This is a genomic window from Vibrio comitans (assembly GCA_024346835.1).
In the GTDB taxonomy this organism is placed as follows: domain Bacteria; phylum Pseudomonadota; class Gammaproteobacteria; order Enterobacterales; family Vibrionaceae; genus Vibrio; species Vibrio comitans.
In genome coordinates, this window is record AP024867.1 from 648,970 (window position 1) to 671,909 (window position 22,940).

Genomic DNA, 22,940 nt, shown 5'->3' on the forward strand with positions numbered 1-22,940 from the left:
AGTTGTACAAAATTGTCAAAAAATTAATGGCTTGCACATAAACTATCATCTAATGAGACAAATTCGATTACAAAGGCTTTGCTAAAAACTGATGTTTTCCTCTGCCTCTTTGCGCATTTTGTAAGTACACTACGCGCGACCCACTCTCTTTCTTTTCAATGAGGAATGCCATGAGCAGCCAGAATGTACAATCTAGCGATGTCGTGATTGTCAGCAACTCTTCCGATAACCCTTTTGCCATCGATGTTGCGTACGCAATGGGGCAGCATGAAGATATCTCCGATGTAATCAGCATGAAACACTTCATGAATACTGAATTTTGCCCACGTTTTATCTCAGATGAAAACGATATGGACAACATCGGTAATAGCTTAGAAGGCAAGACAGTGGTTATCGTAAGCACTGGTAGCCCAGTGAAAAGCCGCCAAGAACTGGCTATGCACAACTGCATTATCGCTCGTGCAGCGAAAGAAAATGGCGCAAGTCGAGTGGTTTTGGTGGAGCCAGACTTATTTTTCTCAGCCCAAGATAGAGGCCCTCGCCCTGAGCTAGGAGATACTTCTAGCGAGCGAAATGTATCGGATATAAAGAAATTTGATGGCCAGCCATTTACTTCAAAGCTTTACGCTCAGATGTTAAAGCTAGCTGGGGTTGATGATGTCATGACAGTTCACAACCATTCGGTTTCTGTTCAGAAGATGTTTAGTGAAGTGTTTGATGGTCGTTTCTACAACCTCATTCCTTACGAGATTTATGCTCACTATTTATTGAACTCAAATATTTTAAATTGTGGGCCAGAGGGAGAAGGTCTTGTTCTTTGTGCACCAGACAAAGGCGCGCGCGACTTTGTTAAAGAAATGCATAATGCGCTAGGTTTAACTGAAGCTAAATTCATCATGCTGGATAAGGAACGAACCGCAGAGCGTAAAGTTGAAATCACTCTACACCAAGAAAGTGAAGACACTTTTGAGGGCTTAGAAAACTCTAGTATCGTTTTGTTTGACGATATGGTGCGTACGGGCTCTACCGTTGTTAAATCTTGTCAGTTTCTCCAACAATTGAACCCACAACGAATGGTGTTCACTGTTTCTCATTTTTATGCAAGTTCTGAGGGGCGTGAGCGTATGTCTCATCCTGCGCTAGGAGAAATCCTCACCTTGAATACCATGCCTACGATTCTGAACCGCGATGAACAGGGTCGTCTGCGCAAGAAAATGGTTGTATTGAAAATTGAGAAATTTCTGGCACAAGAACTGTGTAAAATCTTACAGATCCCACAGCGTTCTGAAGAAAAAAATCCATACAAAATTGACATGTCTTCGAAGAACCCTCGCTTTCAGCGAAAAATTTGGTTCTCAGATCAATTGTCCGAGCTGTAACCTTTAGCTGGCTGCCCTGCGCAAGAGTAGGGCAGTGTTTTAGGCTTGTAACCGGATAACTGCTTGTTCTGCGCTAAGGTGCTCGAGCCATAACCTCAACCGTAATGATTAGCACCCGCCAGTAACTTTTGCCTGTTCCACTATACAAAAAGCCCGCAATAGCAGGCTTTTTGTTGTTCTACCAAGTTAGGGTAATTATCGATTCTCAAATCGATTGTAGTCCAATAAGCCGTACTCTATAGGTTGGTCTTTTTCATACCATGCGTGAATTTTATCGCTGAATGGCCAAAAACGAATATCGGTGCGCCTGATGGCAAAGCGGTCTAGTAATTCCTCGTAGTCGTCATCATCTTCTACCTCTCGGATGCGTTTTATTAGCTCTGGAATCTCCCTCTCTTGCAGACTCAAGAAGGCGGCGGGGTAGCTTCCCAATACGCCATTCACCAGCGTGAAAGTATCTTCTTCTGGCTTACGATTATCCTCTTCGCTAAACAGACTAGAGATGTTGGTGTGTGCATTGCTGTGAACCAAGGTAAACACATGCTGTTTACCATTGTCTGCTTCTATGTTGATCGTGATCAGCTGTGGGAAATACTCGATTCCCCCTCCAATAAAGCTACTCACTTCTTGAAGCATCAACTCACTCTCACGTTTTAAAGGCGTATCGGTAATTTCGTAGCGTTTATCGAGTATTGGTGAAACCCTATCCGTTAGCAGAGTAAGTAATTCAGTCTTCGGGTCACTGGTGCGATATTCAATTCCAGATTCCTGATTGAATGGCTTAGCATTGCGCGTTAGATAGTCGGTGAACTCTATAGATTGCCCCTCATACCAGCTTGACAATATGTCGTGTCGAGACTCTTTTGGTAGCATGGCGATAAAGTTCGTTTCACCTTCAATCCGCAGTAAATCCATATACATACGAGTGATGAGCTGGTGGCCAAAGTTACCGTAGATATCAAAGCCAGCCACTAACAGATAATGGATTCGTTCAAGCAATGAGTAATCGATGACCCAGGCTGTTTTGGGTTGGTTGCCAACCAACCCCTTAGCGACGGTTGCACTATCAAAATGTCGGAATATGGTCAGTGCCGCATTAGGATTTTTTTCTGCTCCACCATCCCAGATGATGTCAATGTCTAGGTGCTCACCGTTCTTGAAGTAGTCGTTCATGAAGTTGGTTTTTTCTGTCAGGTAGACAGACTGCGCCTTAGAGAACTCAATCCAATTGAAAAGAGGAGTGGTATTACTGTCGAGTTGACCCGGTAGCTTCATATTCTCTGCTTGAGAACGAAGGAAATCAGTGGCGATCTTGTTATCAACTCGTCCTGGATTGGTAAAGAACACCCAAAAATGGTCGTTGATGACATTCAGCGCTAACTGTCCTCGACATACAGGACCTTTGATAAAGGCCATAATGGTATTTTGTGCTTCATCGAGAAGAAATTGATAACGAGAATTCACCGGAATATCAGCGAAAGCCAATATAGGGTTAGAAGCGACCTTGATTTGATAACTTGGCAACTTAGTGATGGTGTAATCTTCTTCATCAAACCATTCCAGCCATTTATCCATTCTTTCAGGGTTTAGCGCGAATGGCATATGAGTCTTATCAACGATGGTTTCACGCTCTCGAATCAATCGGTAATAAACACGGTCAACCTTTGGATCGCCATAGGGTCTGCGCGTAGAAATACGTTTTACGGGCTCACCTGGGGGCGTTGAAGAGCGAACCAGGCTAAAGAACAGCTTTTCTTCGTGCTCTGAGAAATAGATATGAGACAAGAACAAGTGTTCGTAGATGTAGCGACTGCTTAGTTGGCGCTTAAGATCATCTTGATTGAAGTAAGCCTCCCATTTATCAACCGCATTTTTCTGTTGTTCAGTTAGAGGTGGAAGCTTGGACATGCTTGCGCCTTGGCGTAGCCAAGCAAGTAGGGTTTGTTGCTCATCATTAGCCAGTGCTGGCATACCATAAGGCATTCCGCCAAGTGGCTGCTCTTCTTTGTATGCTTGAATCGAATCAGAAGTAGGGCACACGAAGCTACGGTCTAGACTGAAATCAAAATCGTCATCGTCCAAGATCACGTCATCAGGCAAAGGGAACTCTTCTTTTTGAATGAGTAGTTGCGCCATAACACCGGCTTCAATATTGGCATCTCTACGCTGTAGTCGCTCATTGAGCACGGGATAAAACCCGTGTGTTCGCCATTCTTGCGTAGAATGAGCATCTTCATAGAGGCGAGTGGGCTTAGTCGCAGTTAGGCGAGCACCTTGATATACCAATGCGGTTGTAGCGCCGCGATCTATGCCCTCAGGAGAGGTCAGCTTTAGCTGGCAAGGGGCATCGTAGCAGGCGTGACAAACTACACAGCGCTTGTCGAGAATCGGCTGAACTTCATCGATGAAGTATTGGGCTTGTGAGAAGTCATGAGCGACCATTCTATCCTGAACCTTTTCTGGGCCGAAAAGCTCTTCAAAGTTTAACCCTACATAAGAAGCACAGCCCGAGAAGGCGATAACAAAGGCGATCAGCGCGTACTTTTTCATTAACGTCCATGTCCTTGATAAAATTAACTCTATTTATGATGGTTGCAACTGTCACTAGAGTCAAAAAAAGTGAGGTCATACATGCGGTTGTTTGTAGCTAGACATCCCTAATATTCGAAAGATAACGTTCATAATGGCGATATATATTAGATACCTGACAAAGAAAACCAGTTTGGCATGATTTTCGGTCAGGATTTAACGGGATGAGCGATAGACTGATGGGAAAATAAAGAAAGGTCAGCGTGCGCTGACCTTTGTGATCATAACCGTAGAGTATTGCTACGCGCTATACAGCTCTACTTTACCTTGTTTAGCTTGCTTGGAGCGGTACATTGCCTTGTCTGCATTGTCGACCAAAACTGAAGGATCTGAGGTATCCACTGGTGCCACGGAAACGCCAATACTGAAACGTATATCAATATGCTTGCCTTTGTGCGTAATAGGCTTACGAATGCTTTCTACTAAGTTGCTGACAATTTGTGAGACATCTTCTTGGAAGCGAACATTAGGGAGCAGCACTACAAACTCATCTCCGCCATAGCGATAGATGCGATCTGAGCTACGAACCGTTTCTTTGAGTCGTTGTGCGACGGTCTGCAGCAGTATATCGCCGTATTCATGCCCTAATTGGTCATTGATGTCTTTGAAGCCGTCCATATCAAGGAAACAAAGTGCGACAACCTTATTCTCAAGCTTACTGTAGGTAATGGCCTCTTCGATGTCCGTATACAGGGTAGTTCTGTTGTATGCTCCGGTCAGCTCGTCGGTATGAGCCTTGGTGTGTAACTCAGAGTGGCGCTGGTGGACACTCTCACTCATTTTGTAGAAACGGCCCATAAGATAGCCAATTTCGTCTCGTGGCAGATAATCAACAATATCTTGTTTCTTACCTTGCTCGACGTTTTGTGTCGCATCTATCAGTTTGGTCAAAGGTGTAAACAATGCACGATTAACGGTAATGACAGTAAACAGCGCGAGAAATACCATGATGACTGTCTCTATTACTATCATCATTGTAATGTAGGCTCGCGCCTCTCGATAATCGCCATTTCGCTGCTCTAGTAACCTTCTTTCTTCACTATTAAAATCAGAGAGGTAGCGGCGAATATTATCCATGTATTTTTTGCCTACATTGGTACGAACCATCTCTATCGCTTCAGCTGGTTGCTCATTGTAGAGGCTAATTTTTATCGCCAAATCATCAAGCTTGTTGTCGATATCCTCAACTAAATCATCAAGCAGTTCTTGTTGTTGTGGGTTGTCAGCTGTAAGGCTTTTCAACTCTCCCCAGATGGATTTAATCTCATCTCGAGAGCGAAAGTAGGGTTCTAAATAGTAGCTTTGACCTGTGAGCAAGTAACCTCGTTGTCCGGTCTCTGCATCTGAGATAGCATTGAGCAATTCCCCAGAGGTTTGCATGACTTGATTGGTATGGATGACCCATTGCAGTTTGTTTTCACTGCGAGATTCAAGAAAGTAGATGAAGCCGATATTCGCTATCGAGAAAAAGAATAAGGTTCCCAGAAGCAACTTGAGTTTGTTTTTTATGGTCACGATTATAATCCCTTATTTACGTGATACTTGTTGTGCTATGTGTTCACAGAGCGCGTCTGCAAGGCGATGTGACGCGATATTTCGCTCAATAATATTTGTTTTTATACGCCCAGATTTCACCACTTCTATCCAGTCAGCCATCATATGATGAAAGCCTTTACTTTCCAGCATAGGTGTCCAGTCTTTAAGGCTAATACTCATTGCTTGGTTTTCTTTCCAGCATGTTCCAGAAACAAAAGAGTAGAATTCATAAGCTTTGTTTTGATAGCAGGCACTTACTCTTTCCCGAGTGATTCCGAATTGTCGATTCATATTCGCGTGAAGCAATGTGTCTCCAACTTGCCATTGCACACCAATACTCGCGAGTTTGTCACCTGCCATCTGATGAGAAATATGCAGGCCATCGAGCATCGACTGAGCATTGAGGTTCACGCTATCAAGCGGGTGAATAAAATCATCAAAGATAAAGGTGCGAATATCACCAGTAAGATCGTATCGGTTCTTTTCCCAGTGTAGTGAGCGAAGCTCCCCTATATCATTCCCCTTAAGCTCAGGTATGTATTGATTGTAAAGAGGGATGTGCCGACGATTAAAGCCCACATAAAGGGGGACATTATTTTTTATAGCGGTTTCATAAAGCATCTCAACATCGGCAATATTGTCCGCTAAAGGTTTGTCGATAAAGGTGGGAATTCCCTGCTCTAGAAAGAATTTTGCGATTGTCGCGTGTACCGATGTTGCTGCATGAATCATTACGGCATCAACTCCAAGTGAAAGCAATTGTCGATAATCATTGCATGCTTGGTTGATACGATATTGTTTACATAGTTCGCCGAGCACATGTTGTGAGCGAGTACAGAGTATCCATTCTATGCCTGGCAATTGGGTAACGTGAGGAAGGTATGCCTTCTGTGCAATATCACCTAAGCCAATGATTCCTATCTTCATTTTTCATTCCATTCGTTTATTTAACCTCACTTTAGCAGAGTCTTTAGAGTAAAAACTATTCTTCCTTTATCAACGAGAGAAATAGCATGATATCGATCTAGATATTTATATTGAAAATGTCAGGTTTGTACTTTGCCTTATTTTTATGAACTCTCAGTTTGTACAAAATAGCCTCATCAAGTCGATACACTAATTTGGATATGAAAATGAAAAAGTCTTTAACTCTAATTGCATTGGCATCAGTGGCTGTTATTACAGGGTGTTCTTCTTCTGAACCTACTCGCGGAGAACAGGCAAAAGATAAGGTACAAGAGGTTGTTGAAGCATACGGTTTTGACCCTAAATATGGCAATGACGCACCATTACCACCAACAGAAAACCCGATTCGAGATACTGAGAAAATTGATGAAGTAAAAGAGGCAGTTCAAGCTGCTAGAGATGCTATCGCGATAAACGATGGCAGCTTTGAAAATGATGTGCCTAAGGAAAACCCTGAACTGGAGTGGAAAGGTGAGCTATCAAGAACGGAAGATGACGGTACTAAGATCTACACGGTTTACAACAATGGCAACCCAGTAGCAGAAGTTGAAATGAAGCCAGATGGCACAGGAACCATTACTATCACTGATCCTGACAACATTCGCGAAACAAAGGTGATTGCGGAGATCGTTAAAGTTGATGATTACAATGCTTATTACATTGAGGGCGATGCAGGTAATGACTATGTGATTATTGATGGCAAACCTATTGAGATCTCAGGCGAGCGTATTGAAACGATCAGTTCATTGGATAAACAGATGCTCAAGGCTAAAGCTCAAAGAGTGAAGCTAAAAGTAAAGGCACATCGCATCAGCGGTTAATCATCGAGTAATTGTTAAATAGGCTTAGGAAGGCTCTATAGGTTGCCACCTACAGAGCCTTTTTTATACTTTGTTGGTGGAGTTTAAATGAAGTTTTTCTGGTCTGTTCTTGCGTGGTTTGCTTTTTCCTCAAATGTCTTCGCAGCAATTGAAGATGTCAGCTTTAACTTACAAGCATCTCAATATGATGGTGAGTATTTAGGAGTTGTCGGTATTGGCTATGATTTTACAGATCAATTTTCTGCCACTGTTGATATAGATACAGATAAGTATCTTGAGTTTGGAGCTTCTTACTCAACAATTATTGATACATGGTACCTTGAGACTTATGTTCGATATGGCTTTGGTGATGAACTAACAACCGAGACATCAAATGGAAGTGAATTAGAATACCAAACGCATATCTATGACCTAGGATTCTTAGCAGGAAAAGCACTAAGTAATAGTGTGTTTGCTTATTTAGATACTTCAATCCAATACCGTGACCCTCGCCATAATATAGATCTCCCCGCGTTCACGGGTGACAGTTCATTAGCATATGAACTGAGCCAGCAGACCGAATGGAACAACACATTAGCCATTGACTATACCCCGGTAGATTGGTTGAGCCTTGGAGCAAGCTACAACTTTGATCTTCTACTGGGCGATCATCCCTACGAAGATAGCTTGAGAGATAGCATGGATGTATCTGTGACTCTAAATCTCCCTTACGTTACGCCTTATGTTAGGCATACAAAGGGTGAATACCGAGTGCGTCCTGGGCAACCGGTACAAGATTCAAATTATACGGAAGTGGGGTTTTACTTTAATTTTTAAGACCAGGTGGACTAGGTTGAGCGTCTATTGGTCATGTTATAGATGTCCATGATGACTTAATTGTATGAAAATCCTACCTTTTCACTGTATGTTGGCGTAAGTTTGTGCAATAACGAACTACACTTATCAGATATCTAACTGCCTCGTTGTTTTAGTATCTGAGATAAATTAGAGTATATGCTCTAATTTTGATGTGTAGCCATCACAGGGAAGAACCTGAAGTTGAAATATAAACGTATCACTATTGCGTTAGTGTGTGGATTAGCACTTCCTGCAAGTGCTCAAGAGGTCACCTTTTCCCAAGCGTGGGATTTGGTGCAGCAACAAAACAATTCGTTGGCAGCCGGTCAAGCCAATGTCGATCGCTATCAAAACCTTCAAAGCTCTAAGAAAAGCTTAAATCTCCCATCAGTCACCTTGAACGCAAACTATACGCGCCTCGATGATGATGTAACTCTCAGTGGAGAACAGCTTGCAGACAGTATTACCACGCCAACCGCTTTGCCCCCAATTTCAATTCCATTTTTGGCAAATTCTTATTCTACTATTGCAGAGAAAGATGTATTTACCTCTTCAATTAGAGCCGTTTGGCCCATTTTTACCGGTGGTAAGATCATTTCAGCACAATCGATTGCTGCTGCGCAAACTGATGAAGCTCGCGCTCAACTAGAGATGGATCGACAAGCTCGGTATGAGGATTTAGCCAAGTATTATTTTGGTGTTGTGCTGTCCAAACAGGTAGTGCAAACGTATCAATCTGTTGAGAAGGGGCTAGAGCAACATGCTAGCTTTGCTTCTAAATTGGAACAGCAGGGCCAAATTGCTCGAGTTGAGAAGCTTCAAGCCGATGCTTCTTTAGCGAAAGCTCGTGTGGATAGAAAAAAATCCGAGAGAGATTTAGAAATAGCCTCTAGCGCTCTGACTCAGATACTCAATCAGTCTCAAACGGTCACCCCTAAAAGCGAGCTGTTTGTAAACGATAATCTTCCTCCCCTTAGTGCTTATACCAATGAAACGCTGGCTACCTATCCAGGACTTTCTATTCTTGATGCCAAAGAGAAGCAAGCCAAAGGGCTGACGGATGTTCAGAAAGGCAAATATTACCCAGATGTCTACCTCTATGGTGATTACAGCCTTTACGAAGATGACTCATTGGCTGCGCAGTTAACTCCTGATTGGTTTGTAGGGGTAGGCGTGAGCATTCCACTTATCGAAACGAGTGGGCGTTCGGGGCAACTTGAGGCTGCGCACAGTGCGGTGTTGCAAATTACACACTTGCGCGCTCAAGCGAAACAAGATTTATCGGTTTTAGTGCAAAAGACCTATTTAGAAGCTGAGCAATCAATGGAAGAGGTTAAAGGTTTGGATACCAGCATCGATCTGGCTGAAGAAAACCTGCGGCTACGTAAAAAAATGTTTAGCCAAGGACTGTCTAATTCTTTAGATGTCGTTGATGCTGAGCTTTATCTAGCTAGCATTCAAACCCAGCAACATGTTGCTCGATTTAATTATCTGATTTCACTTAATAAGCTGCTTGCATTAAGTGGAAAAATGAACACCTTTAATCAATATGAAAACCGCCCCAATAAGAGTGTGAACTCAACGATGTTAGGCACCCAAGGAGAAGTCAATGTCAACTAAAACCCCTATTGCAGTAGTGGCAATCGCCCTTATAGGCCTTGTTGGTTACGGCTTTTATCAAGCCTATCAACCGCAGCCTATTCGTGTTCAGGGGCTAATGACGGCTCAGCAGTACAGTATTTCGTCTAAAGTGCCAGGGCGCATAGACACTATCAATGTGAAGAACGGCGATAACATCAAGAAAGGCGACCTGATCTTTACCATATACAGCCCCGAAATTGAGGCTAAGTTAGAGCAGGCCAAAGCAGGACAAGAAGCGGCGGGAGCGTTGGCACAAGAAGCTGAAAATGGTGCGAGGGTTCAGCAAATTGCCGCATCGCGTGACCAGTGGCGTAAAGCGAAGGCTGCAGCCGAATTAATGGAAAAAACCTACCGCCGAGTAGATAACCTGTATCAAGACGGAGTAGTAGCAGAGCAAAAACGCGATGAAACCTTTACTCAATGGCAGGCAGCAAAATATACCGAGAATGCGGCTTACCAAATGTACCTGTTAGCACAAGAAGGTGCGCGCACAGAAACCAAGAAAGCAGCCAGTGAAAAAGCACGTATGGCAGCCGGTGCTGTAGCGGAAGTAGAAGCGTATGCTGCTGATACTCAAATTGAGAGCTGGTTTGATGGTGAGGTGTCTCAGGTATTACTTCATAGCGGAGAATTAGCTCCACAAGGTTTCCCTGTAGTGACGGTTATCGATACGCAAGATTCATGGGCTGTGTTCAACGTCCGTGAAGATCTTCTACAGCACTTTGAAAAGGGCTCGGAGATCAGCGCTTTCGTTCCTGCATTGGATAAAGACGTTCGCTTTCGTATTGCACACATTTCGGTAATGGGCGACTTTGCAACGTGGAGAGCAACGGACAGTAGCCAAGGCTTTGATTTGCGCACATTTGAAGTGGAGGCTCGCCCAATTGAGAATCCACAGCAGTTTCGCATTGGTATGAGTGTTGTATTAACGCTAGACGAGACTGAGTAGTTCTCATGATTGGTTTTATTGCCGATGAGTGGCAACGCCTACGCAAGGACAAGTGGCTACTGGGCTCCATTACATGGGTGCCCGTGCTAGTGGCCATTAGTGTGTGGTGGATATTTTCGCAGGGTATTGCGCGTTCACTACCTATTGCTATTGTTGACCATCAGCATAGTTTGATCTCGCAACAATTGGTCCGTTATCTAGATGCCAGCGATACCTTAAAGGTTAGTACTCACTTTCAAAATGAGTACGAGGCTAAAAAGGCGCTAAGTGGCAGCGATATCTATGCCTATGTGGTTATCCCGCGTGACTTCGACCGTGATATCTATCTATCAAATCCACCGCAAGTCAGTGTGTTTTATAACAGCCAGTACATCTTGGTAGGTAAGTTGGTGAACTCGGCTGTATTGCGCTCGGTAGGCACCTTTGATGCTCAGATTGAGACGTTAAAGAACCTGTCATCGGGAGATGCGACCCTCAAGAGTGCTTTGGGGAAAGCGGTGAACGTGCGCACGCAAGTCACTCCATTGTTTAACCTTAATAGTAACTATGCGCAGTTTTTGGTTTCAGCGATCATTCCTGCTATTTGGCAAATCGTCATTGTCGTTGGCACCATTTTGACCTTGGCTATGCATAAGCGTAAAGGACTGTTACAGCAGTGGCCTAGGCAAGGCGTTTTAGCCTGCATGGCAAAGACTTTGTCTTGTTACATACCGATCTATCTTGCGCTTGGTGTCGGTTATTTGCTGTGGTTTTATGCGTGGCTGGACTGGCCAATGCAAGGAGGATATGCGGTACTGATTGCTGCGCAATTGGTAACCATCATCGCCTGTATGCTTATCGGTTGTGTGTTTTTCTTTATTACCTATGATGCAGCTAGAGCCTTGAGCTTTGCGGGTGCATTTACTGCTCCCGGCTTTGCCTTCATGGGCATTACATTCCCTGTAACGGATATGACGACGCTGGCTCAGTTTTGGCGTAGCTTACTGCCAATAAGCCACTATATAGAGGCTCAGATAAGCCAAGTCTCCTACGGTGCATCAAATATGCAAACGCTTCATTACCTTGTACCGATGTTAGCGTATCTGCTACTGATTTTCATATTGATGAAGCTCGCTCCAAAGAAGATACAACAAGAGGCTGAAGCATGAGTTGGCGCGAGATATTCAAGCTTGAGCTAAGAGCGATTTTAACTAACCCTGTGGTAGTACTCACTATCTTTGGAGGGGTTGTATTCTATTCCTTCTTGTATCCGCTGCCTTATGCTAAGCAGACGCCCAATGAGCAACACATTACCGTTGTGAACTTGGACAAGAGTAAAGTCAGCTACGACCTAGAGCGAATGGTAGACGCTACTTCTCAGATTCAAATATTAGAAAGGGCGCATACCGTCGAGCATGCTAAACAGCAGTTTTTAGACGGTAAGGTAAGGGGCGTTCTCGTTATTCCTGAGCATTTCTACCGTGACCTGTTACTAGGAAAAAGCCCAACACTCTCCTTTGCTGGGGATGCGTCTTACTTTCTTGTATACGGCACCATAGTTGAAGGCTTAGCCAGAGCCGGAGGCACATTAGCGGCGCAAGCTAAGGTCGCTCGCTTGGTGATGGAGGGAGAGCCAATCTTAAGCGCAGCAAAACATCATGCGTCTATTGATGTGAACATGAAACCAACCTTCAATGTGACTGGTGGATACGTTAATTATGTCGTGCCTGCGGTGTTTGTGTTGATACTACAGCAAACCCTAGTAATGGGCGTCGGCATCGTAGGGGCAACTATAGCAAAGCGTGACTCATGGGCCCGACTATTGGCTCGTGTGGTCTGTTTTACGGGCTTTTACTATGTGTTAAGCGCTTACTATTTTGGCTGGAGCTTTGACTACTATTCAGTAGCTCGCCTTGCCAATCCATTTGAATTGTTCATGTTTGGCACACCATTTTTGCTTTCTGCTTGCATGATTGGTCTATTCCTTGGAATGATAGTGCCACGAAGAGAGTTGGTAACTGTACTGGTTCTCATGAGCTCAATGCCACTCGTGTTTAGCGCAGGCTTTATATGGCCGCTAGAGTCGATTCCTACTCCCCTTGTTTGGGCGTCCAACTTGTTCCCGAGCACACCCGCTATCCAAGGTTTCTTAAAGCTTAATCAGATGGGGGCAGACTTTTCTCAGGTGACAAACCAGTACTTTATTTTGCTTCTGCAGATAGTGGCGTGGGGTGCGTTGACGTATTATGTTCGCTTCAAGAAAGGATGCAGTAACCTTTAAAGTGCTTATTTAAGATGAGGTACTTTTTTAGGTGGACAATGTTAGAAAGCATCATTGTATAAACTTACCGTTACAAGCAGTTTTCATTCTTAATATTAATTTTGACGACTAAGATACATTTTGAATGTATCTTAGTTGTTCGTGATCTTCTTTGGCTTTAATTTAATTCTGTTTATTTAAATCAATAGGAAAATAATCATTCTGTGAGAAAAACACGTTATTAAGGTATGAATAGTTCAGCTGATATAACGATGGAATACAGTAAAATATAACAGATATAATATTTTGTGTTTCAAATGAATGACAAGGATGTGTCATTATGATTATTAAGAAAAATGTGTATTTATTTAGCTCAGATAATGACTTCTCTGAAAAACTAATGAACTTCATTCTCATTGCTTTTCCTGAGTTCAATATACAAGCCTTTGCTAAATTTGATGGTTCAAACTTAAATTTAAAACGAGCTGATATTGTCTTTTTAGATGCAACGCATCTTGAAGGTATCGAAAATGCAGACTTCACACCGGGTATAGGAAGGTCTAAATGGATTCTTATCAATCAAGGTATTGATATTGAAACCTCGGAGTCACTTATCGAGCAAGGATACGCTGGCACTGTCTCTAGGGCTGAAATATTCGATTTACTCATTCCAATTGTACATTCCGTACTTCTCAATGAACTATGGTTTCCCCGCATTCAAATCTCACATGTAATTAAGAGACTCTCATTAAAGAAGCAAGAATCCACTGGTGAACAGCGACATTCTCAGTGGGATAATTTAACAGAGCGGGAAAAAGAATTAGCAAGGCTAATGTTGAATGGAGCTAGAAACAAAGAAATTGCTCGTCAGTTAGATATTAGTGTTAATACGGTTAAACGTCATGTTTCAAAGATATTCAACAAGCTCAATGTGGACAGCCGTAACAAGCTTCACTCTGAGCTTTATTATCAATTTGATGACGAAGATGAAGAAATTTTTTCTGATTGATACCTATGTAGTACTAAAAAGTCGCTGTAATGATCCAAAGGTACTACATAAAAATCTCCATATAGTTTGTAAGGTTAATGTGCGTTAAGGAACTACAACGCAACCTTTTAATCACGGAGATAACATTATGAAAAAGTTAGCTTTCTTTATGCTTTCAGCGTTACCAATCGTAGCTTTTGCAAATCCTAACGGACATCAGTTACCAAGCTTTATGACCCCAGAAGCTCAAATAGACCTTAAAGGGACAATAACACCTAAGTGTGCAGCATCAACTCATGGTCAACAGGATTTGAAGTTGAGTGTTCTAGGTAAACGTGGTCCTCAAAAAGTAACAGCTTTAGCGGTTTATTGTAATGTTCGCGAAGGGGCAAAAATTTCGTTTGATTCAGCCAATGATGGATATTTGCAGGGCGATGCTGACCCAGCAGATAAAATTCAATATACGGCGACTTGGAATGATATGGATATCCTAGACGAAACAGAGAAAAGAGATATGTCTGACTGGGGTCATGGCAAAAACTTCCTATTTGCGCCGCTGGTTAAAGTTACTCCAAGAGTCACGGGTCTTGAGTATGCAGGTACATATACCGACACCATCACAGTAAAAGTATTCCCTAACTAATGGGGTATTGTAACTACCGCACGTGATGCCCAACTGATTTATCGGTTGGGCATATTAGGAGTTGAGTATGTTCTACCGAATATTGTTCGCCGCACTTTTATTAGTACTTGTAACGGCGGTTCATGCATTTGAAGTTGAGCCGATGGTTATGCAGCTCGATACTTCGGGCAGGTTATCTAAAGGAAGTTATACAGTACGCAATGACTCCGAAGATTTGTTACCCGTAGAAGTTCATGTTTTCAAGAGAGTTCTAGACGAAAATGGAGAGGAGAGCTTAGTCGCCTCAGAAGGTGATTTTTTGATTCTGCCCCCAATAGGAAATATTAAACCGAAGTCATTCCAAACCTTTAAGGTCCGCTATTTGGGTATTGAACCGCTAAGCGTATCTACATCTTATCGCATCGTTTTTGAGCAGTTAAAGATTAAGAATCAAGAAACAAAAACAGGGGTTAATGTTCTGTTTAATTTTGGCACCTTGGTCTTTGTTTCTCCGCAAAATGTAAAGCCGCAACTGTCTACCGAAATTAACGACAACGCTATTGCTGTATCAAATATAGGTACCGGTGTGGCGACTATGCATGGTCGCAGTTTAAGTGTCGCGGATGAAAACAACAATAAACAAGAAGTTCAATGGTCAGAAGTAGCTGATTTGGCTGGAGCTGGTTATTTACTTCCGGGACAAACTGCTCATATTCCAGTTGCCGATTGGTACTCTCTTGAAGGAAGGTTGAAAGTTGCTACTTTCAATTAGGAGGCAGCATGAAAAGGATTTTACTGCTTCTATGTGTCTTATTCAGTGCATCTGTAGCACCAACCGAAGGCTGGGAGTTTGATCTTTCATTATTTCAAGAACAAAGAGAGCTTGCTGAAGTAACTGTGGTTACGGACGGAAAGGTATTGATGTCCATCGACAAGGCTTCTTTGATTAAAGCTCTAACGCCTATAGTTACTCAGGACATTATTCAGCTTCTTCAACAGCGGACGGGTCCTTTCTCTACTCGTGACCTAAAAGATTTGGGTATTGATATTCAGTTTGATCCCCTGGCGTTGAAGCTGGACCTGTATCTCGACATGAATAGTGCTCGGCCTCAGAGCTTAACTATGTATGGCAACTCCCAGCCCGGTCCGTATTCAAAGTCTGCCTTTTGGAATATTCAACATAGGTTCAATGCTATTGGCGATTATGACATTAGCAACAGCGCGCTTGAATCACGATTAGAAATTCTAGGTGCGGGTAATATTGGGGGATATCGTGGGCTCAACGGTAGCTATGCATTCTATGTAGACAATGATGAAGACGAGACAACCTTTAGTCGTGGTGAAACTTTCTTGTTTTGGGAGAAGCCTGAAGCGCCTTGGCGTCTTTCTGGAGGCGACTTATACAACGAAACTAGAGGGCACTTGCCGTCGTTGAATTTTGGAGGAGTAAACTGGAGCCGTTCATATTCAGTGCTTCAGCCATACCGTCAACTTGATAGTAGTACAGGGCAGCTGCTGGTTCTCAGAGAGAGTGCTACGGTCATTATCTATGTCAACAACCTTAGGCAACGTACTTTGCAGTTGCCACCCGGTCGCTATGATATTGCAGACCTTCCATTATCAAGTGGCACCAATTTAGTTCGATTAGAAATCACCTACGCTTCGGGTGAAAGAGAAACTATCAATTACTCTGAGTTCTACAATGCCGATTTATTGTTAGAGGGTATTAGTAACTTTGATCTTAGTGTTGGTGTGGAGTCTACCTTTGAAGATGACGGCATTTCTTATGACGATCAAACATTTGCTAGCGGGTTCTATGAATATGGACTTTCCGATTCATGGACACTCGGAGGCAATGGCTTGTATCACCCAGAGGGACAGTTATTAGGTATTGCTGCTGTGAACGGTAGTTTTATTGGTAATGTCTCATTGCGAGGAACAGCCTCAAGGGCGAATGTAGATGATGAGACCTATGGTAGTAACATTAGTATTGATTACAGCCAATCAATCTTTGGTGCTCTGGAATTTGGAGTACCAAACTTTCGCTTAGGTACTGAATATCAGACTGATTTTAGCTCGACACCATGGCGAGAAGACGCTTTAGATACAGGTTATCGTGTTTCCATTGATTATCGATGGACTATTACCAATAACATCGATTTTTACCTGTATGCCAGCCAATCTGATTTTGAAGACGATGACAATTCTATTACTAATGCTAAAGGTCAGTTGACGTGGAACTACTCTAATTGGAGCGTGACTGCGGGAACGGATTACAGCACAGACCCTGATGAAGATGAATGGAATGGCTACATCAACATAGAATATTACTTCTTTAATGCTTCTGCTAATACTCGTTTGTCTGCCTCTTACATGGGAGAAGATAATACATATAGAGGGCAGGCGACTCGATATACAGAAAACTATGTTGGAGCTTGGGGCTATGACATAAGCGCTGAGGTTAATGATAACGGACAGATTTATGATGCATCCAGTGATTATCAGGGTAATCGATTCAGAGGTGAGATTGCGGCTTCTTACACTTATGATGATGAAAGTGGCTCTGATGCGAGTAGCATAACTACGACACTCTCCTCTTCAGTCATTGTGGCCGATGGCCATTGGGCATGGTCACGGCAGTCATTGGGTCCAATCGTTTTGGCAGAGGTTCATCCAACTCTAGATCGTATAGATGTGGAAATTAACCCTGCTGGTCCAACACAGACGGAGCAAATATCAACGGCAAGTATTGCCAATATTGCTCTACTATCTCGCTCCCACGATACCAATTATGTTGCCTACGACGCACCGTATGCGCCAATAGGCTATGACTTGGGTGAAGGAGTATGGAACGTACGTCCAGGTTCGTTGACGGCACACATAAAAACGGTGGGTTCGGACAGCTCATATACCGTTATTGGTACTGCGCTTAATTCTTCTGAAACTCCACTCGCGTTGATGCAAGGAGTGTTGATAGCAGAAGATGGTAAACAGCATGATCTATTTACCAATAGGGCTGGTCGATTTGCTGTTGAGGGACTAAAACCAGGTCGATATACCATAAGAATCGCTAATTACAGTCTGGAGTTTTCGGTAAACGCTAATGCAGATAGTTTGGTGTATTTGAATGTATTGATTCTTGCTGAGGAGGGGACCTTATGAGAACGGTAATATTCATCATACTCATGACCTGCTGTTCAATGAGTATTGCGCAAACCTGTGAAGGAGGGTGGAGTGTCAGTTCAAGTAGTAACCACTCTATCCGACACAGCAAAGACTATTCTGCTTGGTTACTTCTGTCGGTTAATCTAGATAAAGAACTTAGATCTTGTATTGAGTCTGTATTTATTGCGCCATCTTCCGGCTCAAGAATTCAGTTTAGATCTGGATCTGTAATGTTATTAGCTGAGGTTATAGATAGTCAGTATAAACGAGCCCGAGCCAAAACTACTTTAGGGTATCAGTTCTCGTACTCAGCGATGCCAAAGATGCAGTTCTGGGTTAAGGTGCCGAATGCCGACTATGCTGACCCTGGCAGCTATAACTCTAATGTTGAAATAACTTTGCAAGGTAAATCCTACCAAGTAACAAAAACAGTACCAATAAACTTTAAGGTCGATTCTAAGGTTTCACTGGATATATTAACTGCGGGCTATGCAAATATTTCAGGCAGCGGTACGAATTTCACCGTAGATTTTGGAGAATTAAAGAAAGGAGTTTCTAGGACCATTATGGTTTCTCTTTTGAGCAATGCTCAGGTAACAATGGATCTAAAGATGGAACATGGTCATTTTCAAAGTACGACTTCTACTCAAGACATTGTTCCTTATTCTCTTACTGTAAATGGTCGTGCTGTATCTGGGAAAAAAGTGAACAATCTGATGGTTAAGCAAAGTATGGGAAAAGCGAGAGTGAACGTGCCAGTTAGAGTGGAAGTCTTGGATACAGACCATGCTTATGCGGGTAAGTATCAAGAAAGACTTACGATCCAAGTTAATGCTCGCTGAGTTTTCTTATTGAAGCAATTAGTATCCCGTCAGCTCCATATACCCAGTGCCTGAATGGCTACCCGATAGACTCACAGGCCCCTCCCAGTAGGGGACTGTGAGGGGCATCTTGGCCATCGGATTAAGTGCAGATACCGATACGTCGATTTGCTGTGATGGAATTTGAATACGCCATGAGGTTGGGTAGGGGCGACCTTCTATGGCTGTTTGCTGTATCACTTGGAGTGTTATGTCATCGATAGAGAAAGCTTGCCCACTGCCATCTTCATGCATTAATTTTGCATGAGCATAATTGGCCTCACCCGTACTTGAATCTCTTAATTGAAAGACCACTAAACTGGTCTCTTTGTTGAGCCTAAGAGCAAACCAATCCCAGCCTTGTTGGCTGTCTAGTAAAAACTGCGAACTCCACTCTCTATCTATCCAACCTTGCCCAGTTACGTTATGTCGATGGCCATCGATAGTGACCTCACCTGAAACCTGTATAAAGGGCTGACTGTAGTAGTAAGAGGCGACACTTTTATCGGCACTTTTAACGCTGTAGCCTTGTTCACCTTGCTTTTGGTAGGGAGCGGAACTTGTCAGTGTGAGTGAGTAGCTAAACTCTTTTGATTTTGCGATGAGCGTTGCCGGGAACAGCTCTTGAGTGGATGAGCGCCATTGCCAATCGTCGATAAATACTCGAAATGGGGCACTTTCTACACCTGCCAGTTCGGGGTGAGCACGGGACCATTTTTCATCGGCATAATGAAGGGTACCTGTGGTGACGGCGCTATGAGCCATATACATTTGCTGGCTGTGCCAATTTCCACTGCTGGGTTTTTGTTGCGGGTCTACCGCAACACGAAATTGTGTCCACTGTATGCCGAGTGCCTTGCCGTTCTCATCGATTAGGTTTGCGGTTAGGTACCACCACTCATGCCTGAAGTCATTGTGCGGGCCGTGGTCATGAGGAAACTCTAACGCCTTTCCTTTTACCACCGGTGTGTAGCTTTGTTCGCTTTGTCCTAGCCAATTGCCTAGGCTTTCGGACGACTTTTCCTCACAACCTATGAGTAGTGCTGTAGATAGGGCTAAGATCAATATCAGTATATGTCGCATCATAGCACCTCACTTTGTAGGCTACTCACTACTGGACGATTGACTAAGCGCCACAGAGGTAAAAAGGTGGCAACGACAGCGACAATCAAAGTGACAAAACAGACCGTGGCAGCATCTTTCCAAGACCATAAATAAGTTAGACTCCAACCAAAGGCACGCAGTGTGATAATGTCAGTGAGCACGTAGCCAACAATTGCCCCTAATGGCAGTGCTATAACCAGAGTAAATCCCACTAAAGCGGCGATCTGGCCTATCACCATCGTCATTAAATTTCGACGTCGAACTCCTAGTGCATAAAGTCGAGCAATGGCCGCCTTGCGTGCATCCAGCAACATATAACACGCACTAAACAGACCGATCACCGCAATCATCAGGGTCACGGCATTGAGTGCACTGGTAACAGCAAATGTTCGGCTAAAAATGTCTAGCGCTATAGATTTAATTTGAGCTTGGTCGTAGAGCTGATTAGGGTGAAGCTGCAGCTGATCTTTTAATGCGAGATAAACCTTATCTTTATCCCCATTCACTTTGACTCCTAAGCTGGTGGGGATGGGAGTAAAGCCGCGTTCAAACCAAAGGGTAGGGGAAATAAGAACCTCACCCTTCGGCGTACCATAGTCGTGAAATATAGCGCCAACTTTCAGGGCGTGGTTGGGCAGTCCATCGAGCTTTAGCTCGTCTCCTAAGTCTAATTCTAGCGTTACGGACATTGGCTCACTGATAGCGGCGAGCTCGCCAGAATAGAAATCGTGCCAAAAGCCATCGACCGATGACTTAAAGACCATGGTTTGTTCTAAGGTCGCGGTATCTTTTGTTCCAAGGGTTATGGGTACATTTCGAGTTGTGTCATCAACGTAGTACTGTTTATACACTGTGCTTATGCCTTCAAAGTCCTCTAGTTTTTTCTCTACATTGCGCATCTCTCTTTGTGATGGGCTGATATAAATATCGGCATGCAATCGCTGCTCTAGCCATTGCTTCAATGTGAATTCAAAACTTCCTACCAAGGTGTTCATTCCTATATTGGCGGTTACAGCTAACAATAGAGCCATCATGGCGAGTGACAGGGGAGCGATGAGCTCTTTTAATTCAGCAAAGAGATACTGAATGAGCCCGGCTTGGGTGTGTTTCTCACTCCACAGCGCTAGCTGTTGTAGCACCTTAGGTAGGTAGAGGGGAATAGAGACTATAAATAGACCGAGCCAAGCCATAGTGAGGCGAAAATGTTGGCTTAACCCTAAGCCTAACAGCGCGGTGATTGATAACATCCCTCCAAATATAAATAGCTTCGTTGGGTAGCTGTTTTCTGGCTGTTGGTAGTAACCACCATGAGAAGAAAGAGGCTGATTTATGCGTTGCCTGAAGTGCTGCACGCATGCCACAGATGTGGCAGTTAAAGTGAGCAGCAGAGCTTGAATCCACCATTGCCAGTGCCATGCGCCAGGAAGTAGTGTGGCTCCATAAAGCTGTTCAAGAGTGAGTGCGATAGTTGGATGTAGCCAATGGCTCAGTTGGATCCCTAGAACAAAGCCAATACCGGAACCAATGGCAACCAGTGCGAATAATTCGAGCAATAGCCCAGTCAAAATAGCAGAGGCGAGTGTGCCAGATTGTCTCATCTGTACTAACAGACGATTGCGCTTCAATAGGCTGTATTTCACGCCGTTGTAGGCAATGAATAATCCAACAACAAAGGCGAGCAGGCTCATCGCGGTGAGATTTAAATGAAAGCTTTCTGTAAGGGCGCCTAGATCAGTCTCTTGGGTATTGGTAACCCATTGCGCCTTGCCGTCAATAATATCAGTAGCTGTATTTGGAATTGGCTCAAAAACAGCGATATAGCTGAGTTGAGAAGGGGTATCGAGCAGGCGTTGAGCAAAGCCAATATCCATAAGCAAGCGGCTACCTAGTTGCCACTCATCGGGTAACACCACGACCTCGACCTTTATCCCATCCAGTATCAATTGTGATGCAATGTCGTTACGCTCTGCTTCGGCCTTACTCATCAAAACAATCGGCTCGCCCGCTAATAGCCTTGGAAGTGGAAACGAACCATTAAACAAAGAAACTTGCGTGTGATTTTCGTTATAGTGCAATCCTGAGGTGATGGCCGCAATAAGCTCACTGCCTTGGACTGTCCAGCGACGGCCTTGCTCATCTCGCACTCGCCCTTCAATGATAGGTAGCGAGGAGCTAAGCCCGGATTGACGCAGTTCGAAGTACAGCGATTCGGATATGAAGTCTTGCCCCGATAGAGGAATAATCAGGCTTTGTGCACGAGCACTGAGCTGCTCTGTTGATTCACTGTAGCTGCGCTTAGCATTGAGGTTGATGGCTTGAACCGCCACGAACAGGGTTACTGCAAGAATGATTCCCACCAATATTGCAGCGGCTTGCAAGGGGGCTTGGCGATAATGGGCCACAAATAGCTTCAACACTGCCCGTGTGTGGCTTAGCCTAGTGTGATTCATGCAATCGCCCATTGCCTAAATGAAGCCGCTTTTGCATAAATTCGGCACACTCAAGGCTGTGTGTTACTAAGGCTATCGCGCAGTCTCCGTCTGAGGCGATCTCAGTGAGCAACTGCATAACTTCCAGTCCTGCTTGTTGATCTAGGTTTCCGGTAGGTTCATCGGCCAGCAACAGTGATGGCTTATGAGCCAAAGCCCTAGCAATAGCAACTCGTTGCTGCTGACCTCCTGAGAGAGAGGCGACGTGCCTGTCCAGCAGAGCGTCGATCCCTAGTTTCTCTACGAGGTGATCACACCACGAATCCCACTGTTGCTTGTTGAGGCTAAGAGGAAAGGAGATGTTCTGCGCAACATTGAGAGGGGTGAGGAGGTTGAACTGTTGAAAGATTACGCCTAACTGCTGGTGACGAAACAAACTCCACTCGGGGTCACGCCATGTTTTGGTATTTTCTCCATTAAGCAACAGAGTCCCGTCGGTTAAGGGTTCAAACCCTGCCATAATGTTAAGAAGAGTACTTTTGCCACTGCCACTGGCCCCAGTTAAGGCAACACTTTCAGCGTTACTGAGGGAAAAGTCCACTGCGTTAAGAACGCTATGTGTTTCTTTACCATCTATAAATTGCTTAGTTGCGCTTTTTAATTGCACCAGCGGGTTGGTCATTTAAATTCCTTTTAAACAGAGCCTGTTAATTGATACCAGTTTTGTGAAACAAGCGATCATTCATTGCATAGGCTGAAGAGGTTTTTACACTGTAAACTGTAGTTGAGTAGGGAAGGGATGCTGACTTTCTTCT

Annotated in this window: 18 protein-coding genes; 12 read left to right on the plus strand and 6 right to left on the minus strand. The window is 43.8% G+C overall.

Going from position 1 to position 22,940, the window contains the following annotated elements; all coding sequences use genetic code 11:
- The first annotated feature begins 170 nt into the window (after positions 1 to 170).
- Complete coding sequence (locus OCU46_RS16770) at positions 171 to 1,379, plus strand: phosphoribosyltransferase family protein (protein ID WP_141270409.1); 1,209 nt, start codon at positions 171 to 173, stop codon at positions 1,377 to 1,379.
- Between the two features lie 195 nt (positions 1,380 to 1,574).
- Here OCU46_RS16770 and OCU46_RS16775 read toward each other — a convergent pair whose 3' ends face one another.
- The 3 genes from OCU46_RS16775 to OCU46_RS16785 all read right to left on the minus strand — a co-directional run bounded on the left by OCU46_RS16775 (position 1,575) and on the right by OCU46_RS16785 (position 6,431).
- On the minus strand, positions 1,575 to 3,929 hold the full coding sequence (locus tag OCU46_RS16775; RefSeq protein WP_141270407.1) for a fatty acid cis/trans isomerase: 2,355 nt from the start codon (positions 3,927 to 3,929) through the stop codon (positions 1,575 to 1,577).
- A 279-nt stretch (positions 3,930 to 4,208) separates the two neighbouring features.
- Entirely contained in the window at positions 4,209 to 5,483 is a 1,275-nt protein-coding gene (locus tag OCU46_RS16780; protein WP_141270405.1) for a diguanylate cyclase domain-containing protein, read from the minus strand.
- 12 nt (positions 5,484 to 5,495) lie between these two features.
- Positions 5,496 to 6,431: a Gfo/Idh/MocA family protein gene (locus OCU46_RS16785; protein ID WP_141270403.1), complete on the minus strand. Its 936-nt coding sequence runs from the start codon at positions 6,429 to 6,431 to the stop codon at positions 5,496 to 5,498.
- 206 nt (positions 6,432 to 6,637) lie between these two features.
- Here OCU46_RS16785 and OCU46_RS16790 point away from each other — a divergent pair, with 206 nt between their 5' ends.
- From OCU46_RS16790 to OCU46_RS16840, 11 genes are all read left to right on the plus strand, one after another.
- The gene (locus OCU46_RS16790) at positions 6,638 to 7,291 is read left to right on the plus strand and encodes a hypothetical protein (RefSeq protein WP_141270401.1); all 654 of its coding nucleotides are present in this window, start codon (positions 6,638 to 6,640) and stop codon (positions 7,289 to 7,291) included.
- A gap of 87 nt (positions 7,292 to 7,378) precedes the next feature.
- Positions 7,379 to 8,107, plus strand: a complete 729-nt coding sequence (locus tag OCU46_RS16795) for a hypothetical protein (RefSeq protein WP_141270399.1) — start codon at positions 7,379 to 7,381, stop codon at positions 8,105 to 8,107.
- Between the two features lie 216 nt (positions 8,108 to 8,323).
- Positions 8,324 to 9,748, plus strand: coding sequence for a TolC family protein (locus OCU46_RS16800; RefSeq protein ID WP_141270397.1), 1,425 nt, complete (start codon positions 8,324 to 8,326; stop codon positions 9,746 to 9,748).
- Positions 9,738 to 10,718 (plus strand): HlyD family secretion protein, encoded by a 981-nt coding sequence (locus tag OCU46_RS16805; protein ID WP_141270395.1) that lies wholly within the window; start codon positions 9,738 to 9,740, stop codon positions 10,716 to 10,718. Before OCU46_RS16800 ends, OCU46_RS16805 begins: the two co-directional genes overlap by 11 nt.
- A gap of 5 nt (positions 10,719 to 10,723) precedes the next feature.
- Positions 10,724 to 11,866, plus strand: a complete 1,143-nt coding sequence (locus tag OCU46_RS16810; protein ID WP_141270393.1) for an ABC transporter permease — start codon at positions 10,724 to 10,726, stop codon at positions 11,864 to 11,866.
- Positions 11,863 to 12,978 carry an ABC transporter permease gene (locus OCU46_RS16815; RefSeq protein ID WP_141270391.1) on the plus strand — a complete coding sequence of 372 codons (1,116 nt, stop codon included), beginning with the start codon at positions 11,863 to 11,865 and terminating at the stop codon, positions 12,976 to 12,978. The genes OCU46_RS16810 and OCU46_RS16815 overlap by 4 nt, the downstream gene beginning before the upstream one ends.
- A gap of 319 nt (positions 12,979 to 13,297) precedes the next feature.
- Positions 13,298 to 13,966: a helix-turn-helix transcriptional regulator gene (locus OCU46_RS16820; protein WP_141270389.1), complete on the plus strand. Its 669-nt coding sequence runs from the start codon at positions 13,298 to 13,300 to the stop codon at positions 13,964 to 13,966.
- Between the two features lie 127 nt (positions 13,967 to 14,093).
- Positions 14,094 to 14,588 (plus strand): hypothetical protein, encoded by a 495-nt coding sequence (locus tag OCU46_RS16825; RefSeq protein WP_141270387.1) that lies wholly within the window; start codon positions 14,094 to 14,096, stop codon positions 14,586 to 14,588.
- 67 nt (positions 14,589 to 14,655) lie between these two features.
- On the plus strand, positions 14,656 to 15,339 hold the full coding sequence (locus tag OCU46_RS16830) for a fimbrial biogenesis chaperone (RefSeq protein WP_141270385.1): 684 nt from the start codon (positions 14,656 to 14,658) through the stop codon (positions 15,337 to 15,339).
- 8 nt (positions 15,340 to 15,347) lie between these two features.
- Positions 15,348 to 17,729: a fimbria/pilus outer membrane usher protein gene (locus OCU46_RS16835; RefSeq protein ID WP_141270383.1), complete on the plus strand. Its 2,382-nt coding sequence runs from the start codon at positions 15,348 to 15,350 to the stop codon at positions 17,727 to 17,729.
- Positions 17,726 to 18,574, plus strand: coding sequence for a COG1361 family protein (locus tag OCU46_RS16840; RefSeq protein ID WP_141270381.1), 849 nt, complete (start codon positions 17,726 to 17,728; stop codon positions 18,572 to 18,574). Before OCU46_RS16835 ends, OCU46_RS16840 begins: the two co-directional genes overlap by 4 nt.
- Before the next feature lie 18 nt (positions 18,575 to 18,592).
- On the opposite strand, the gene OCU46_RS16845 is transcribed toward OCU46_RS16840, so the two are convergent.
- From OCU46_RS16845 to OCU46_RS16855, 3 genes are read right to left on the minus strand one after another with little or no spacing between them, the layout of a single operon-like run.
- Complete coding sequence (locus OCU46_RS16845) at positions 18,593 to 19,678, minus strand: lipocalin-like domain-containing protein (protein WP_208733524.1); 1,086 nt, start codon at positions 19,676 to 19,678, stop codon at positions 18,593 to 18,595.
- Positions 19,675 to 22,146, minus strand: coding sequence for an ABC transporter permease (locus OCU46_RS16850; protein WP_141270377.1), 2,472 nt, complete (start codon positions 22,144 to 22,146; stop codon positions 19,675 to 19,677). The genes OCU46_RS16845 and OCU46_RS16850 overlap by 4 nt, the downstream gene beginning before the upstream one ends.
- The gene (locus tag OCU46_RS16855; protein ID WP_141270375.1) at positions 22,133 to 22,807 is read right to left on the minus strand and encodes an ABC transporter ATP-binding protein; all 675 of its coding nucleotides are present in this window, start codon (positions 22,805 to 22,807) and stop codon (positions 22,133 to 22,135) included. Before OCU46_RS16855 ends, OCU46_RS16850 begins: the two co-directional genes overlap by 14 nt.
- Positions 22,808 to 22,940 lie beyond the last annotated feature (133 nt).

Coding starts and splice junctions, on each gene's coding strand:
- OCU46_RS16825 (WP_141270387.1), top strand. CDS start 14,094: ATGAAAAAGTTAGCTTTCTTTATGCTTTCAGCGTTACCAATCGTAGCT.
- OCU46_RS16795 (WP_141270399.1), top strand. CDS start 7,379: ATGAAGTTTTTCTGGTCTGTTCTTGCGTGGTTTGCTTTTTCCTCAAAT.
- OCU46_RS16855 (WP_141270375.1), bottom strand. CDS start 22,807: ATGACCAACCCGCTGGTGCAATTAAAAAGCGCAACTAAGCAATTTATA.
- OCU46_RS16770 (WP_141270409.1), top strand. CDS start 171: ATGAGCAGCCAGAATGTACAATCTAGCGATGTCGTGATTGTCAGCAAC.
- OCU46_RS16815 (WP_141270391.1), top strand. CDS start 11,863: ATGAGTTGGCGCGAGATATTCAAGCTTGAGCTAAGAGCGATTTTAACT.
- OCU46_RS16845 (WP_208733524.1), bottom strand. CDS start 19,678: ATGATGCGACATATACTGATATTGATCTTAGCCCTATCTACAGCACTA.
- OCU46_RS16820 (WP_141270389.1), top strand. CDS start 13,298: ATGATTATTAAGAAAAATGTGTATTTATTTAGCTCAGATAATGACTTC.
- OCU46_RS16775 (WP_141270407.1), bottom strand. CDS start 3,929: ATGAAAAAGTACGCGCTGATCGCCTTTGTTATCGCCTTCTCGGGCTGT.
- OCU46_RS16850 (WP_141270377.1), bottom strand. CDS start 22,146: ATGAATCACACTAGGCTAAGCCACACACGGGCAGTGTTGAAGCTATTT.
- OCU46_RS16805 (WP_141270395.1), top strand. CDS start 9,738: ATGTCAACTAAAACCCCTATTGCAGTAGTGGCAATCGCCCTTATAGGC.
- OCU46_RS16790 (WP_141270401.1), top strand. CDS start 6,638: ATGAAAAAGTCTTTAACTCTAATTGCATTGGCATCAGTGGCTGTTATT.
- OCU46_RS16835 (WP_141270383.1), top strand. CDS start 15,348: ATGAAAAGGATTTTACTGCTTCTATGTGTCTTATTCAGTGCATCTGTA.
- OCU46_RS16830 (WP_141270385.1), top strand. CDS start 14,656: ATGTTCTACCGAATATTGTTCGCCGCACTTTTATTAGTACTTGTAACG.
- OCU46_RS16810 (WP_141270393.1), top strand. CDS start 10,724: ATGATTGGTTTTATTGCCGATGAGTGGCAACGCCTACGCAAGGACAAG.
- OCU46_RS16785 (WP_141270403.1), bottom strand. CDS start 6,431: ATGAAGATAGGAATCATTGGCTTAGGTGATATTGCACAGAAGGCATAC.
- OCU46_RS16840 (WP_141270381.1), top strand. CDS start 17,726: ATGAGAACGGTAATATTCATCATACTCATGACCTGCTGTTCAATGAGT.